Source organism: Rahnella sp. WP5, from assembly GCF_000745615.1.
In the GTDB taxonomy this organism is placed as follows: Bacteria; Pseudomonadota; Gammaproteobacteria; order Enterobacterales; family Enterobacteriaceae; genus Rahnella; species Rahnella aceris.
The window spans coordinates 241,091-257,128 of sequence record NZ_JQJR01000005.1; the positions used below are offsets into that span (position 1 = coordinate 241,091).

The 16,038-nt window shown below is 51.9% G+C and carries 12 protein-coding genes; 2 read left to right on the top strand and 10 right to left on the bottom strand.

What is annotated here, in order from left to right:
• Positions 1–345: 345 nt before the first annotated feature.
• From EX31_RS01110 to EX31_RS26530, 7 genes are all read right to left on the bottom strand, one after another.
• Positions 346–1,080, bottom strand: coding sequence for a pirin family protein (locus tag EX31_RS01110; protein WP_014416696.1), 735 nt, complete (start codon positions 1,078–1,080; stop codon positions 346–348).
• Between the two features lie 70 nt (positions 1,081–1,150).
• The gene (locus EX31_RS01115; protein ID WP_037032915.1) at positions 1,151–2,884 is read right to left on the bottom strand and encodes an ABC-F family ATP-binding cassette domain-containing protein; all 1,734 of its coding nucleotides are present in this window, start codon (positions 2,882–2,884) and stop codon (positions 1,151–1,153) included.
• 351 nt (positions 2,885–3,235) lie between these two features.
• Entirely contained in the window at positions 3,236–4,474 is a 1,239-nt protein-coding gene (locus EX31_RS01120) for an MFS transporter (RefSeq protein ID WP_013578276.1), read from the bottom strand.
• A 138-nt stretch (positions 4,475–4,612) separates the two neighbouring features.
• Entirely contained in the window at positions 4,613–5,536 is a 924-nt protein-coding gene (locus tag EX31_RS01125; RefSeq protein WP_037032917.1) for an alpha/beta fold hydrolase, read from the bottom strand.
• A 60-nt stretch (positions 5,537–5,596) separates the two neighbouring features.
• Positions 5,597–6,199 (bottom strand): TetR/AcrR family transcriptional regulator, encoded by a 603-nt coding sequence (locus EX31_RS01130; protein ID WP_231576010.1) that lies wholly within the window; start codon positions 6,197–6,199, stop codon positions 5,597–5,599.
• A gap of 88 nt (positions 6,200–6,287) precedes the next feature.
• Entirely contained in the window at positions 6,288–6,965 is a 678-nt protein-coding gene (locus tag EX31_RS01135) for an SDR family oxidoreductase (protein WP_037032921.1), read from the bottom strand.
• 1,364 nt (positions 6,966–8,329) lie between these two features.
• A complete protein-coding gene (locus tag EX31_RS26530) occupies positions 8,330–8,437 on the bottom strand; it encodes a DinI-like family protein (RefSeq protein ID WP_134705385.1) in 108 nt (35 codons plus the stop codon).
• 165 nt (positions 8,438–8,602) lie between these two features.
• Here EX31_RS26530 and EX31_RS01145 point away from each other — a divergent pair, with 165 nt between their 5' ends.
• Entirely contained in the window at positions 8,603–9,376 is a 774-nt protein-coding gene (locus tag EX31_RS01145; protein WP_013578282.1) for a DUF3750 domain-containing protein, read from the top strand.
• Between the two features lie 46 nt (positions 9,377–9,422).
• On the opposite strand, the gene EX31_RS01150 is transcribed toward EX31_RS01145, so the two are convergent.
• Entirely contained in the window at positions 9,423–11,108 is a 1,686-nt protein-coding gene (locus tag EX31_RS01150) for an NAD-dependent malic enzyme (protein ID WP_156106950.1), read from the bottom strand.
• Positions 11,109–11,613: 505 nt separating this feature from the next.
• On the opposite strand from EX31_RS01150, the gene EX31_RS01155 reads away from it, so the two are divergent.
• The gene (locus tag EX31_RS01155) at positions 11,614–12,558 is read left to right on the top strand and encodes an AEC family transporter (RefSeq protein ID WP_037032926.1); all 945 of its coding nucleotides are present in this window, start codon (positions 11,614–11,616) and stop codon (positions 12,556–12,558) included.
• A 76-nt stretch (positions 12,559–12,634) separates the two neighbouring features.
• On the opposite strand, the gene fumA is transcribed toward EX31_RS01155, so the two are convergent.
• Positions 12,635–14,281 (bottom strand): class I fumarate hydratase FumA, encoded by a 1,647-nt coding sequence (fumA, locus tag EX31_RS01160; protein WP_013578285.1) that lies wholly within the window; start codon positions 14,279–14,281, stop codon positions 12,635–12,637.
• Positions 14,282–14,471: 190 nt separating this feature from the next.
• On the bottom strand, positions 14,472–15,983 hold the full coding sequence (locus tag EX31_RS01165) for an anion permease (protein ID WP_013578286.1): 1,512 nt from the start codon (positions 15,981–15,983) through the stop codon (positions 14,472–14,474).
• Positions 15,984–16,038: the final 55 nt, after the last annotated feature.

Here is a 16,038-nt window from a genome sequence, read left to right on the forward strand (position 1 = left end):
GTTAGTCAGAGTAATGTTCGCGATTTGGGTACGTTAAGTCTGAAATCGAGAATATCGCGACGAGAGTAAGGTCACGCATCAAAGAGTATATATCGCGAGGGTGATGTACTCATTTATTCCGACTGAAAACCGGTATAAGTGAAATTAACAGGATACCGATGTTATTCCACAAAATTATAGGAGGATAGCGTTACCTGGCTTCAAAATATATCCTGTGAAAATATGTGCATCTTTAGAAGTTGTAATATGTAATTAAGTTGATGAATGTTAAATATTAATTTGGTAGTACCTTAAAAGCCCCGGTTTAACGACTGGGGCTTTTATATTTTAACTGCCAGATTTTAATTACTTTCCGCTAATCGCCCCTTCCAGAATGGCTTCCGCACCCAGACAAACGAGGAAACACACCAGGGTGGTTTCTTTTTTTGCCGAGGCGGCAGGCAATGCACTTTCCTCATCACTGATCGCATCACCTTTTGACAGGCTGACGTCCGCAATGCTGATTTCGCCATCCATGACATACAACCACTGTGCAAATCCCGGATGTGCCGGAATTTCCGTGGTGGTATTTTCATCCATGCGGATGTCATAAACATATACTGCCTGACGAATTTCCAATGGGGATTCAATCCCTTCCGGCGCGGCCAGCAGCGTCCATTCGTTTTGCTTTACGCCGTCCGGACGTTCCATGAACTGCACACGACTCTCGAGATTTGCTTTGCGCGGACGAATGAAAATCTGCAACATTTCGGCGGGCACCAGCGGTGTGGATTCTTCATGCCAGAAGCTTTCTCCGGCATTCATCATCATCAGCTTTTTCGGTGAGAGCGATATCCGATGACCGGCAGAATCTTCGTGCACCATCGAACCGCGCCACATATAGCTGAAGATTTCATCGTTGTTATGCTCATGCATTTTCACCAGCGTACCCAGTTCCAGGTTGGCATGATCGATAACACTGAGCGGTCCGAATGCATCATCGCTATTTTCGGGCAGAATTTTCCCGGGGCGCATGCGGCGGATACGGAACGGGCCGTATTCGAAGGTGGTTTTAGGCTCAGCACGTAAAACGTTAAACATAATTTCTCCGGCAGGAACAGCAATGCGTTGTGTAAGTAAAAATCAATATACAGTTTCTTAACATATGTCTTTAAAGCAGATCCAGCAACGCATTCAGTTCATCAATCTTTTGTTGCCACTGGCGTTGCAATTCCGGTTTCTGATGCTTTGGTTTGCGCGCCAGGTCGTCTTCCAGCTTGTTTTCCAGCGCCATCAGTGTCGCCAGCAAGCGTTCCTCTTCAGTTTCCTGAATCACCACGCTTTCCAGCCTCACGTCCGACACCGGCGCGTCGGCACGAGGAACCGTGCCTGCCAGAATCGCATACACCGGCGCGGGGGAATGCCATTCTTCCAGACGCTGCTGGTCTATCAGCCAGAAGCGATTGCAGCTTTGCTCGATCAGCGTCCTGTCATGGGAAACCATCAGCACTGCGCCGCTGAAGGTTTTCAGCGTTTCCGCCAGCTCCTCTTTACCTTCCAGATCCAGATGGTTGGTCGGCTCATCAAGTAACAAAAGGGAATAGTTCGCCAGCGTCAGGCCGATAAACAGCAGCCGTGAACGTTCGCCACCGCTGAGCGTGCTCACTTTTTGCTGATGACGGATATACGGAAATCCCGCGCCAATCAGCGCCATTTTTCGCTGTTCTTCGGTCAGCGGCGCGAAATGCGCCAGGGCATCAGAAAGCGAATCGTTATCCTGCAATTGATGTTGGTTCTGATCGTAATAACCCATTCGCACGCGCGGGTGGAAAATCACGCCTTTGACCGTCGTTTCCGGGCAGATAAACGCCTGCCACAAACTGTGCAGAAGGGATGATTTACCGCAACCGTTACGCCCGACCAGCGCGATACGATCGCCGCTCTTCACCCGCATTTCATCAAGGGTGAACAGCACCGGGGCATCAGGCGCCGGTCGCACCTGTAAATCAGCCAGCGCCAGCACGCGATCCGCCGCCAGCGCTTCGCCGTTCAGGCGAAGTTTCCACTGATTGCCTGCGGTGACATCAGTTTGATCTTCCTTCATGCGCACCACGTGTTTTTCCATTTGCTTGGCCTTGCGCGCCAGTCCCTCATTGTCGTAAACGCTGCCCCAGACGGCCAGCCGTTTGGCGCTCAGTGTCACGCGGTCAATTTCCTTTTGCTCCGCTTTACGACGCAGTGCGTCGGCAATGTCTTTTTCTTCCAGCGCCTGACGTGCCTGGGTACAAGGCAGGCGGATAAATTGCAGCGTTTTATCGCGCAGGATCCAGGTTGAGTTGGTTACGCTGTCCAGCAGACTGCGGTCATGGGAAACCAGCACAAAGCTGCCCGCCCAGTTTTTCAGAAACTGCTCCAGCCACAGTAATGTCGGCAGATCCAGATGATTGCTTGGCTCATCGAGCAGCAGTAAATCCGGCTGGTGGATCAGCGCCCGCGCCAGCAGCAGACGGGTATGCTGGCCGCCACTGAGCGTACCCGCCGTCAGTTCCCAGGCATTTTCATCAAAACCCAGGTCCGAAAGCAGCACCTGCGCCTGCCAGGGTTCGGGCTGATGAAGGCTGCCGGGCAGATGACCGAGCACCGATTCCAGCAGGGTACAATCATTGAGTTCTGCGGGAAGATGCTGTTCGACGCGCGCCATCAGGCATTGATTCGCCAGTGTCACGGTGCCGGAGGAGGCCGCCAGTTCACCGCTGAGGATTTTCAGCAAGGTGCTTTTGCCGCAGCCGTTATGGCCGATGAGACCAATGCGGTCGCCTTTTTTCAGGCCGAAGGAAATCTCAGCCAGCAACGGGCCGAAGGCGTTATCGAAAGATAAAGATTGTGCGGATAATAAAGTCGTCATGAATGCTTACTCAGGTTTTCAGGCACAAAGATGCCTGTCGTCAGAAAAGCCGACGATAACCGGTAAGCCGGAGGGAAGTTCTCAGGTTGTCAGTTAGCTTCGCTCAAGCAGGTTATCGCGGCACGGTGCCGGAAATGCCTGAGCAGTGACGATCGCTAAGGACGAGTGAAATTAAAAAAACTTCACGGGTCAGCATGGCAATCCTCCTTATATAACGTTGGTGAATGAATGAGCTGATTATATTGGGGATTATTGAATTATTCCAGTCAGAGCAACTCGTTAAAACGCATAACGCCATCCCAGCCGTCTACTCATGAGAGGGACGGCGCTGATTTGCGTGTCGTGATGCGATTAAGCTTCAACGACTTCATTTTCCAGCTTCTGCCTTTTTCGCAGGCCGGGGAACCAGGTCATCCACAATCCGACCACGATCAGCGTGCCGACACCGCCGATGGCTGCGGCGGGAACTGCGCCAACCCAGGCGGCCAGCAGACCGGATTCAAATTCACCGAGCTGATTCGAGGTGTTGATGAAGATGGAGTTCACGGCGCTGACACGACCGCGCATGTCATCCGGTGTATCAAGCTGTACCAGCGCACCGCGGATCACCATGCTGATCATATCGAAACCGCCGAGAGCAAACAGCGCCAGCATCGATAACCAGAGCGAAGTGGAAAACGCGAAAACCAGTGTGGCGGCACCGAAACCGGCGACGGCGGCGAACATAATTTTTCCGACATTACGGTTGAGTGCGCGGTGGCTCAGCCAGAACCCGACGATCAGACCGCCGACCGCCGGTGCGCCACGTAGCAAGCCTAATCCCCACGGACCGGTATGCAGAATGTCGTGAGCGAAAATGGGTAGCAGGGCGGTTGCGCCACCGAGTAAAACCGCGAACAAGTCGAGCGAAATCACGCCCAGCACGTCCGGGCGGGCGCGGATAAAACCAATGCCTGCGAACAGCGTTTTGAAGGTTGCTGGTACACGATGTGGCTGTGCCTGTTCATAGCGTAAACGGCTGACCATTACGATAGATAACAGATACAGACAGGCGCACACGGCGTACGCCACACCCGCGCCCGCGACATACAGAAAGCCACCCAGCGCCGGGCCAACCATCGACGCGGCCTGTCCGGAAACGCTGGTGGCGGCCATTGCGCGGGCCAGCAAATTCGGTGGCACCAGCGCGGGCAACATCGACTGTAAGGAAGGGGCTTCCATCGCTTTGGCAGTCGAAATCACGAAAATCAGTCCGAGCACGACCACTTCATTGACGTGATGTGTCAGCGTCAGATAAGCCAGCGAGCCAATCGCCACCCATTCGGCGATTTGCCCGAGCAGTACCACGCGGCGGCGGTCAAACTGATCGGCAACGTGGCCTGCCACCAGCGCAAGCGCGACGGAAGGTAAAAACTGCACCAACCCGATCAGCCCGAGATCAAACGCCCTGCCGGTGATCGAATAAATCTGCCAGCTCACCACGATGGAAAGCATCTGGAAACCAAAGCTGGACGCTGCACGGGCGATCCAGAAAGCGACAAACGAGCGGTGCCGTAACAGTGAGTCTGAATTACCGGAAGCAGCAGACATGACAAATCCCTGAAAAATGAAAGATGCCGTGTCTGTGGTTTTTGAAAACTCGTTAGCCCGGCAATTATTGTGGATACAAATTATTAACAAACAATCCGAGTTGTATGTTTATCATAAAAAGTTCAGCAAATCTTCATCTCACATTGTGAAGAAACTATGCAGGTGACGGGCTAAGACTTCCGGTTGTTCCTCCGGAATGAAATGGCCGCTGTGAGGGATGATGATGCCGGTGACATTTTCAGCGAAAGCGCGCAGGGGAACGGCCATATCCGGGATCGAACCCTGATCGGCGCTGACCGCCAGTACCGGCATTTTTAATTTTCCGGCACGGTTAAGTGTGCGGTTCTGTTCCGCAGATTCAGTAACCGAACGATAATACGCCAGCCCGGCGCGCAGGCCGCCGCTTTTGAGGAACACCCGCAGATACTCGCTGATATCGTCATCTGTGAAGGCATCCGGCGCAGCGGTTTTCCGGCGCAAAAACCAGTCGAGATACACACGTTCGTTACCGGCGATCAGCGCTTCAGGCAAATCAGGCAATGTGTGGAAGGCAAAATGCCAGGTTTTCCACGATTTGTCCGGTGTGACCGGCAGCACGTCCGGCAAGGTGATTCCGGGGATCCCCGCATCCAGCAGCGCCAGATGTTGTACTTCCTCGCCATACATCGCCGCGCAGGGATAAGCGACCCACGCGCCGACGTCATGCGCTGCCAGCGAGTAACGCTTATGCCCGAGAAGCTGCATTAACCCGTGGATTTTCTGCGCCAGACTTTGTGTGTCGTAACCGGTCTGCGGGCGATCCGAATCACCCTGACCGGGCAGGTCTGGTGCCACCAGCCAGAAATCCTGTGCCAGCGCGTTCATCACATTACGCCATGCGTACCAGGTTTGCGGAAAACCCGCCAGCAACAGCAAGACTTTGCCTTGCGGATTACCGCCGCTGACGTAATGCATCCTCACGCCTTCGACCGTGGCGTAGCGATGGGTAAAACCGCAAAGGATGGGGTCAGCCACTGCAAAAGGTTCGGCAGTAACAACAACAGAAGGGGTCATCTCGTTCATAGCCAATCTCCGTTATAGTCATATTTAGGAAATAATCATTCCCTAAATGAGAAAAAATTTTTAATCGAGAATTTTAAGCGCCAGTTCCAGCGTGGTTTCGCTGGCGTGATGGTTTTCGACTTTACCGGCGACACGCATGCCCAAAACAATCCATAACATCAGGGATGACGCGGCCTGCGCATCGATATCCGGGGTGACAGAACCGTCTTGCTGGCCCTGTTCAATGAGGGAGGTCAGGAACAATTTATTGCGCATAATAGCCTGACGCACCAGTGCGGCGAGTTCCTCATCCAGCGTGAGTAATTCGACGGTGCTGCCGACGACCAGACACCCGCGGCGGCCTTCAATTTCATGAGAAGAACGCAGGTAAAAGCGCAGCACTTCGGCAATGCGTTCGCGGCCGGTGGAGATGCGTTCAATTTGCTGGCGTAACTGGGTATTTCGCCGCGAGGTGTAACGTTCAAATACGTTGAGAAACAGGGTCCTTTTATCGCTGAAGGCTTTGTAAATACTGCCTGCAGTAAGGTTCATGGCCTGACTCAGATCGCTGATGGACGCCGCATGAAAGCCTTTTTCGCGAAATACCGTCATGGCGTTATCCAGTGCAAGTTCAGTATCGAATTCACGCGGACGACCGCGATCCTTCGGTGAAGGGAATGCCATAAAAAATGCCACCATTAGGAAACGTTTATTTCCTAATGGTGGCATTAACACAAAAACTGATCAAGCCCTTTGTCAGCTCACTTCATATTTACCAGCGCAGTTCACGGCCTGAATATTCAACAAAGTGATGGCCACCTTTGCCGCGCCAGGCTTCGAACTGATCAACGATGCCGATGGCGCTTTCGGCCACGGTCAGCGTGGCATTTTCACCGCCCATATCGGTCTGTACCCAGCCCGGATGCACGGAAAGCAGCGTCAGTTCTTGTTTTTCAATCTGTGCCTGCAACCCGCGGGTCAGCATATTCAGCGCAGCTTTACTGGCGGAATAAAGCGGATAAGTTGCCACGTCATTCTCATTGAGACTCGACAGCTCAGAGGTCATCAGCGCCAGCACACCGGTACGGTGGTTCAGGAAAGGCAGTAATTCACTGGCGCAACGCACAGGGGAAATGGCGTTAGTCAAAAATAGCTGAATAATTTCTTCGTCGCTGGCCTGATCAATATCCTGATGATCCGGACCAAATACGCCTGCATTCACAAAAATCAGATCAAAATGGCTTTCGGACAGCGCGTCTTTCACCGCTTCCCGCGCTTCGGATTTATTGATGTCCAGTTTTACCCATTCAACAGCCGCCGGTGTTTTGGCCGGAACGGCATCACGTGTTGTGGCGGTAACCTGCCAGCCGCGTTTTGCGAGTACATCCACCACACCCAAACCGATACCGCGTGATGCGCCGATGATCAATGCTTTCTTAGAGTCAGTCATATTCATCCTTTTATAATCAAAGCGTTAACGTCAATTTATTGTTTTCATTTAATGCGCGAAATCTCTTCAGTGTTACGGGCAGTATGAGTCAGCAAGGCGGCTGCAACAATGGGCTGGAGTCTGATTTTGGCCGCCGGACTGATAGATAACCGGGACGCGCCGGCGGAGGCCTGATGATGGACGGGGACTTTATGGACTGCTGAAAGGCGGCTTCAATCACCTGTGAGCCCAGTGACTATGGCGCGATTGTGGTTGAAGGCGTGGTAACGTTCATTGTTAACGATGCTGGCAACCAGGTGTTTGATGACACACTGTACATCTTAAAAAGATGCCCGCGACAGGCGGGCAATAAACATCAGTTTTGAAATTTGATCGGGTAGAACCAGATAAGCATAGCGGAGTAATAATTATCCAATCAAAAGGATAACTGCCCATAAATAGCTGTGTTCGCTGCATGAGGTCAGTATTGGGACGCAAAAAAGCCCTCGCGAACGAAGGCCAGTGAATCATCACTAAATATTTAGTTTTGGAACGAGAGCGATGCTCCCGAAAACATACTAGCCGCTCCCGGGAATTTGGCTTAATGAAATGGGTTTAGTAATTAAAGAAAATTCACTGCCGTTTTGAGCAATTCAGATGAGAATGGGATGAAATTCATGCATTGCGCAAACTTTATCCAATTATTTCAGTTATTATGTTAAATCTGATGTTCAGGTTTACTGTTTACTGGAGTAATTATGCAAGGTAAGAATTCGGCTTTTGGAGAAGGGTGCAGGATGGTAGGCGAATGCTGCTTAATGTTTGCTCAGGCGGGGGAAGACTTTAGCGCGGGACGCATAGTCTTATGCCTCAAGCGCGCGCAGGACGAGGCTATAGACACAAATGGCAGACCCAACGTTGCTTTACAACTCGCGATACGACGGCTTCAGGGCTGGTAACGTTAAACATAAAATAACCGCCTGGTGACGGTGCTTTTTCAAATTCTCAAACGAGATACAGCCCTTCTTAACTTAATTGCAGGTGCATCTGAAGTAATAGAGACCTGTCTGCAAAAAACGCCTCACATTTATTGATGTTCTTTCAGCCGCCAGGCATTGCAGCTCCGCTAACAAAGAACCACACCATAAAACCGACAGCACCTGCCAGTACAATGATTGGCGGTATGAATTTCATTTTCATCTTATCGTTACTCTAATTAGTCAAATTTCCCGACATGGGCGCGCTTCATACCTTAATAAACTCAACCTCGAGGCTGATTGAAATCGCCCATAAGGAAGAGTGCCGTACCATCCTGTACCCGGGAAAAAAGATAATGATAGTTTGGGTGCCAGGAGTGGCATTGCACTTTACAGATCAGGCTGACATCAGTCATCCGCATTTTTCCATATATTTTGCAACATCGCATGATTCACGTTTCTATCCCCTGGCATTCCCCCAATCACAAACAAGCTATCCTGGCTGCCGCCCGGCATGTGCGCGGGTTATCACGGTCGCCAGAAATTGAATGTAATGTTTGAAAAATCCCAATCGGCTATTTGCAGCAAATTTTGTGATTTACAACAGACTTTCACGTTGCCAGCCTCTCGGTGAATGAGTACCGTTGTTCTTTTGAACGGACCGGCAAAGGTGAATAAAGCATGATCGCCATAAAATGGGTAAGTCTCGGGTTTGTTCTGGTTTTACTGCTGTCTTTCGGATACAGCTACGCGAAAGCGACACAAACACGGACAGAACCTGCAGGCCAGAGCTGGTCAACGGCACGACGGACTTCAGCCGGTATTGCGCCGGATCCTGCCAGACTGAAAAGTATCGCTATTATCCAGATTTATGCTGCACCGACTTATGGCTGGCGCGGGCTGGTGGCGGTGCATCCGTGGATAATTTACAAACGTGAAGGGGAAACAGAGTTCACCCGTTATGACGTGATCAGCTGGGGCAGCACCAACGTAGTACGCCGCGATTATGCTATTCCAGATGGGTATTGGTTTGGCTCGCAGCCCCGTATACTGGTTGATCACCGCGGCGCGCAGGCGCAGATTATGATCCCCAAAATAGAAGCGGCGATCAAAAGTTACCCGTATCCGCATACCTATCACGCGTGGCCGGGGCCAAACAGCAATACGTTTATCGCCCACATCGGCCGTGAAGTGCCGGATCTGCAGCTTGATCTTCCTTCCAATGCGATCGGCAAAGATTACCGCGGCATTACCAATCCGATCGGTTTACCGCCATCCGGGCGCGGCGTGCAGGTTTCTTTGCTGGGACTGCTGGGTGTGACGCTGGGCGTGGAAGAGGGCATTGAAGTCAATGTGCTGGGGCTGAACCTGGGCATTGATGTGAAGAATCCGGCGTTGCGTTTGCCGTTTGTCGGGCGGGTAGGCTTTGATAATCCGGGGAAAGCGGAGCTTTAACGATGTCAGTGCGCAACAGGCCGGTACGAGGTACCGGCCATACACATCAGAACGACGAATGTTTATAAGACCGGTATTCCGGTTTCCAGAATTCGCTGGTGAGACGACTCTGTAACTCATCTTCTGAAACTTCCGGTGCCACGCCTTCCCGTTGCGCGACGCGCGCCACTTCGGCGGCAATGATTTTAGACACATGCTGAATATCGGCAATAGCCGGTAATAATGACCCTTTTCCGGTGGTTGCCAGCGGAGAAAGGCTGGCCAGCGCCTGACTGGCAGCCAGCAACATGCTATCGGTCACGCGGCGCGCTCCCGACGCCAGAATGCCTAACCCCAGCCCGGGGAAAATATACGCGTTGTTACATTGCGGGATCGGGTACGTGTGATCCTGATAATGTACCGGTGCGAACGGGCTGCCTGTCGCCATCAGCGCGGCACCTTCGGTCCAGGCGATCACGTCCTGAGGACGGGCTTCTGCACGGGAAGTCGGGTTAGAGAGCGGCATGATGATTGGATGATGGCAGTTGTGATGCATCTCGCGGATGATCTCTTCGGTAAACAGCCCCGGTTGCCCGGAAACGCCAATCAGAATGGTTGGTTTGGAATGATGCACCACGTCCTGCAACGAGATATTCTGGCTGTCCGCATTCCAGTGGCTGATTTTGTTTTTACTTGTCACCAGTTTGCGCTGGAAATCGAGCAAATTCGGCATGTCATCTGTCAGCAGGCCAAACCGATCCACCATAAAGACCTGACTGCGCGCTTCGTCTTCGGAAGCACCTTCTGCCACCATTTGCGCGATGATTTTCTCAGCGATACCGCAACCGGCAGAGCCTGCGCCGAGGAAGGTGACCCGCTGGTCGCGTAGCCGGGTGCCTGCGGCATGACTGGCGGCAATCAGACAGCCCAGCGTGACCGCCGCGGTGCCCTGAATATCATCATTGAAACAGCACAACTCCTCGCGGTAGCGCTCCAGAAGTGGCATAGCATTGGTTTGCGCGAAGTCTTCGAACTGAAGCAGGACATCCGGCCAGCGGGTTTTTACCGCCTGAATGAACATATCCATGAATTCATTGTATTCGCCGTCGGTAATGCGCGGGTGGCGCCAGCCCATGTACAGCGGATCGTCGAGGCGCTGGGCGTTATTCGTTCCGACATCAAGCATGATCGGCAGCGTGTTGGCCGGGTTGATCCCACCGCAGGAGGTATAAAGCGAAAGCTTGCCGATAGGAATGCCCATGCCGCCAATCCCCTGATCACCGAGTCCCAGAATGCGCTCGCCGTCGGTGACAACGATCACCCGGATGTCATTTTTGGAGAAGTTTTGCAGCATTTCATCGATATGCTCGCGATCAGGATAAGAGATGAACAGGCCACGGGCACGGCGGTATATATCGGAGAAGTGTTCGCAGGCCTCGCCGACCGTCGGGGTGTAGATAATCGGCAGCATTTCTTCCAGATGTGAATTCACCAGATTGTAGAAAAGGGTTTCGTTGGTGTCCTGAATATTGCGCAGGTAGACATGCTTGGAGATATCACGTTTGAAATCAGAGAATTGAGAATAAGCGCGGTCAGTCTGTTCGTTGATAGTTTCAACCTGATTGGGCAGCAGTCCGTTAAGATTGAGCGCCAGACGTTCATCACGGCTGAAGGCCGAGCCTTTATTGAGCAGCGGGTTTTCGAGTAATAATGAACCTGTGTAGTGGGTGTAGAGCGGGCGTTTTTTTAACATCATTAAGCCTTAGAACATTTGAACTCAGTTAATTTCCGGTACGTTATTTTCCGTTGCCGGATCCCTCACAGTAAAATCCTATAACCGGTCGAATTAGTGTATGAACTACCAAAATAAAACCAATGGCCATAGCAGCCTGAATAAGATGATTGTTTATTATTTGTTTTTTATAACACGACACAGGCACTGATTCCGGTTACTTAAATTACAAAAACGTTTTAATACTTTTTTAGTGATGAGTTCTGCATAATGTTTTTGAATGTTTTTGAATGTTTCCGGATGGTTCAAGTTGAGTAAATAAATTATATGATGTTTAAGTGAAATTAATGGTTTAATTATAACTCATTGTATTTTATGTAATTTCTTATTAAGTAATTATTGTTATTATTGCCATAAAGGCAGATGTGACATGGGTCACAATGATGTTGGTTTTTAAATAATATAACTAACCGCCATTTTGTTCCTTCAATTATCTCATCAACAATAATAAAGAAAAGGTCATATTATGCCGACATTACTCTTATCCTCATTATTTCCTTTAGTGTTTATTATGGTATTAGGCTGGCTGAGCGGAAAACTGGGTTATATGAAACGTGACGATGCTACGGTATTAGCCACGGTAGTGATCCGTTTCGCGCTGCCATTACATCTTTTTATCGGTGCATTACATACTGATCCGGCCAAGATTCAGAATTTATCGTTTATGGCAGTGTTGGTGATTGGCCTGATGGGCTCTTATTTGTTGACGTTGTGCATCTCGCGCTGGTTTTTCCGCCATGACATCAAAACCAGCGCCATTCAGTCGCTGGTTTGCGCGTTCCCGGATATGGCTTACTTTGGCGCGCCTGTACTGGCGGTGCTTATCGGGCCGGAAGGTTTTCTGGGGGTGCTGGTCGGTAATCTTATCACCAGCGTGCTGATGATCCCGCTGACGATTGTGTTGATCCGCATGGGTGACAAAAACAGCGATTTGGCTCAACAGGGCAGCCTCGGCAAGATGATCCTGAATAATCTGTTCAAAGCCGTACGCAATCCGATTGTCTGGATCCCGGTGCTGGGTGTGGTGATGAGTCTGGCCGGCATTAAAATTCCGGAACTGCTGTCTTCGTCGGTGGAAATGATGGGTAAAACCGCAGGCGGGATTTCGCTGTTCGCGCTGGGTCTGCTGTTCTTCGGCGAGCGCCCGACGCTGAATATTCATACGGTCACTAACATCGGCATGAAAAACCTGATCCAGCCCGCGATTATGGCCGCTGCCGGTCTGGCATTTGGGCTGAGCCATACGCTGATGCAGCAGGTGGTGATCATCGGCGCAACGCCTTCCGCCATTGCTGCAGGCATGTTCGCCGTGCGCAGCGACACCTATGTGGAATCCGCGTCTTCCTCAATACTCATCGGCACTGCACTGGGCATAGTGACAGAAGGTCTCGTGATTTACATGATGTCGTAAATGCGCTGATTTGCGACATGTTACCCATAAAAAAGGCCCGCCATTTCTGGCAGGCCTTTTGTCTTTCAGCAGGCGTTTATTTCACACACTTCGCGCAGGTATTTGCATGAATTTGCTGGAAGAAATCGTTGCCTTTGTCATCCACCAGAATGAATGCCGGGAAGTTTTCGACTTCGATTTTCCAGATGGCTTCCATTCCTAATTCAGGATATTCCACGCATTCCAGGCTCTTGATGCTTTGCTGCGCCAGCACCGCTGCCGGGCCACCGATACTGCCGAGATAGAAACCGCCGTGTTTATGGCAGGCGTCGGTCACCTGCTGGCTGCGGTTACCTTTGGCCAGCATGATCATGCTGCCGCCGTTGGATTGCAGAAGATCCACGTAAGAATCCATGCGTCCTGCGGTGGTCGGGCCGAGAGAACCAGAAGCGTATCCTTCCGGGGTTTTCGCCGGGCCTGCGTAGTAGATCGGGTGATCTTTGATGTATTGCGGCAAGCCTTCGCCGTTATCCAGACGCTCTTTCAGTTTGGCGTGTGCGATGTCACGACCAACGATAATCGTACCGCTCAGGGAAAGACGGGTAGATACCGGATATTCAGAAAGTTGCGCCAGGATTTCAGGCATCGGACGATTCAGGTCAACTTTCACCACACCCGCTTCGCCTTGCTCACGCAGGGCTTCAGGGATGTACTGGCCCGGATTGTCTTCCAGTTTTTCGATCCAGATACCGTCACGATTGATTTTGGCTTTGATATTACGGTCTGCGGAGCAGGAAACGCCCATCCCGACCGGACAGGATGCACCGTGACGCGGCAGACGTACTACGCGGATATCGTGGGCAAAGTATTTGCCGCCGAACTGCGCGCCGAGACCAAGATTGTTGGCTTCCACCAGCAGTTCCTGTTCCAGATTGACGTCGCGGAATGCCTGACCGTGTTCGTTACCTTCCGTTGGCAGACCGTCATAGTAATGGGTGGACGCCAGTTTTACGGTTTTCAGCGTTGCTTCAGCAGACGTACCGCCAATCACGAACGCGATATGGTACGGCGGACAGGCTGCCGTGCCCAGCGTGCGCATTTTCTCAACCAGGTAATCTTTCAGCTTCGCCGGGGTAATCAGCGCTTTGGTTTCCTGATACAGGTAGGTTTTGTTGGCAGAACCGCCGCCTTTGGCGATGCACAGGAATTTGTACTCATCACCATCGACACTGTAGAGGTCGATTTGTGCAGGCAGGTTGGTGCCGGTGTTTACCTCTTTGTACATATCCAGTGCGGCATTCTGGGAATAGCGCAGGTTATCCTCGATGAAAGTGTTATACACACCCTGAGACAGGCTGGCTTCGTCGCCGCCGCCGGTCCATACGCGCTGCCCTTTTTTACCCATGATGATTGCGGTGCCGGTGTCCTGACAGGTCGGCAGAATGCCTTTGGCCGCAATTTCAGAATTACGCAGGAATTGCAGCGCAACGTATTTGTCGTTTTCGCTGGATTCCGGGTCATGAAGAATGGAAGCCACTTGTTGCTGATGTGCCGGGCGCAGCATGAAAGAGGCATCGTGGAACGCCTGTTGCGCGAGAAGCGTTAACGCCTGCGGTTCCACTTTTAACACTTCTTCGCCGTCGAAGGTGCTGACGGAGACATGTTCTTTGGTCAGCAGATAATATTCGGTGTCATCTTTGGAAACGGGGAAGGGATTTTGATAATAGAACGGTTTGTTCGACATTGTTTTCTCACTTTTTCCGTTTTTGCCGCCACGGGTGGGACTGTTGACGCGGTATAGCAGGGGTGTTCGGGGCGACGTTTATATTCGTTCTGTATGTTGCCAGCCAAATACACAGGCTGGCAACGGGGTTTATATGTTTTCTTTCAGTAAATGCTCTGTTAATGCTTTGTGGGTGATTTTATCGCCACAATCAGAACATCATCATCATCCACGGATAACCGATGACCAGTAAGGCAATCAGGAAGATGGCTCCGAAGATAGTGCCGAGACGCCAGTAATCTTTGGTTGGCAGATAACCGCTGCCGTAATAAATCGGGCTTGGGCCGGTACCGTAAGGTGTGATGATCCCCATAACACCCAGAGACGTCACCATCAGCAAACAGAATACCTGCATGTTAATGCCAGGGATTGCCGCGCCGATGGTCAGCATAGCCGGTAACAGGGCGGTGGTGTGCGCCGTGGTGCTGGCGAAAAGGTAATGCAGCAGGTAGAACGCCAGCAGCAGGGCAATTGTCGCCGCGCCCGGGGAGATACCGCCCATCAGTGCTGCGCCTTCTTTACCCAGCCAGGCGATGAAACCGGTGCGGGATAAGCCGTCAGCCAGCGCTACCAGCGTGGCGAACCAGGCGAAGGTATTCCAGGCCGGTTTGTTGCTGGTGATGTCGTTCCAGTTCAGAACGCCGGTCCACAGCATCAGTACCACGACCAGCAAAGCAGCCATGGCCGGTTCGATAAAGCTCGCAGCGAAAATCCACATCGCCAGCGCACAGCAGACGAACACCAGCAGCAGGATTTCGTGACGGGACATTCTGCCCAGTTTTGCCAGTTCTGCGGTTGCCCAGCGCGGCACTTCGTCATTGATTTTCACTTCCGGCGGGTAGAACCAGTACGCCAGCAGCGGCATAGTCAACAGAAGCAGCAGACCGACCGGCAGGAAGGCGATGAACCAGGTGCCCCACGAAATGTTGATACCGGTTACGCTGTTCACGATACCCAGCGCCAGCAGGTTAGGCGCCAGTGCAGAGAGAAACATCGAACTGGTGATACAGGCTGCGGTGATCGCCACCCACATCAGGTAAGAACCGATTTTACGTGCGCTCGGGTCGTTCGGTTTTGAGCCATACAACGGCGGCAGATTGGCAATGATCGGGTAGATCGTGCCGCCGCTGCGCGCGGTGTTGGACGGTGTGAAGGGTGCCAGTAACAGATCAGCAAAGGTGATGGCATAACCGAGCGTCAGGCTGCGGCGGCCAAGATACTTCACCAGAATCAGCGCCAGACGGCGGCCGAACTGGGTTTTATCGTAGCCGGCGGCAAACATGAACGCGCCGAAGATTAACCATACCGTGGAGTTGCCAAAACCACTGACCGCCCATTTGAAGGACTGTGCTGCGGTTTTGAACTTAGGATCCGCCAGCTCAGCCGGGCTGAAAAGCAACCACTGGCTGAAAAGGGCGATGACCACCACACCGGTTAAGCCGATAACGGCCCCCGGCAATGGCTCGAAGATCAGACCGATAATGACGCCCACAAAGATGGCGAAGAAGTGCCAGGCATGAGGTTCCAGACCGGCAGGTACAGGAACGAGCAGCAACAGCACGGACACCAGCACGGGAAGTACCATAAAGATCCAGCGATTTTTTTTGCCGGATTCGGCTTTTTTCGCTGGTTCTTTCACCGCAGTTTTTGATATTTCGCTCATAATATTTATCTTAGGTAGTTAGGAATATTGTGATGATGCATAGGTAAGATGTCGT

What these genes read in the sequence shown, in the direction of transcription:
- EX31_RS01130 (WP_231576010.1), bottom strand. Translation starts at nt 6,199, where the DNA reads ATGGCATTCCCTTCACCGAAGGATCGCGGTCGTCCGCGTGAATTCGAT.
- EX31_RS01135 (WP_037032921.1), bottom strand. Translation starts at nt 6,965, where the DNA reads ATGACTGACTCTAAGAAAGCATTGATCATCGGCGCATCACGCGGTATC.
- EX31_RS01165 (WP_013578286.1), bottom strand. Translation starts at nt 15,983, where the DNA reads ATGAGCGAAATATCAAAAACTGCGGTGAAAGAACCAGCGAAAAAAGCC.
- EX31_RS01115 (WP_037032915.1), bottom strand. Translation starts at nt 2,884, where the DNA reads ATGACGACTTTATTATCCGCACAATCTTTATCTTTCGATAACGCCTTC.
- EX31_RS26530 (WP_134705385.1), bottom strand. Translation starts at nt 8,437, where the DNA reads ATGCCGGGCGGCAGCCAGGATAGCTTGTTTGTGATTGGGGGAATGCCA.
- EX31_RS01155 (WP_037032926.1), top strand. Translation starts at nt 11,614, where the DNA reads ATGCCGACATTACTCTTATCCTCATTATTTCCTTTAGTGTTTATTATG.
- fumA (WP_013578285.1), bottom strand. Translation starts at nt 14,281, where the DNA reads ATGTCGAACAAACCGTTCTATTATCAAAATCCCTTCCCCGTTTCCAAA.
- EX31_RS01145 (WP_013578282.1), top strand. Translation starts at nt 8,603, where the DNA reads ATGATCGCCATAAAATGGGTAAGTCTCGGGTTTGTTCTGGTTTTACTG.
- EX31_RS01110 (WP_014416696.1), bottom strand. Translation starts at nt 1,080, where the DNA reads ATGTTTAACGTTTTACGTGCTGAGCCTAAAACCACCTTCGAATACGGC.
- EX31_RS01150 (WP_156106950.1), bottom strand. Translation starts at nt 11,108, where the DNA reads ATGTTAAAAAAACGCCCGCTCTACACCCACTACACAGGTTCATTATTA.
- EX31_RS01125 (WP_037032917.1), bottom strand. Translation starts at nt 5,536, where the DNA reads ATGAACGAGATGACCCCTTCTGTTGTTGTTACTGCCGAACCTTTTGCA.
- EX31_RS01120 (WP_013578276.1), bottom strand. Translation starts at nt 4,474, where the DNA reads ATGTCTGCTGCTTCCGGTAATTCAGACTCACTGTTACGGCACCGCTCG.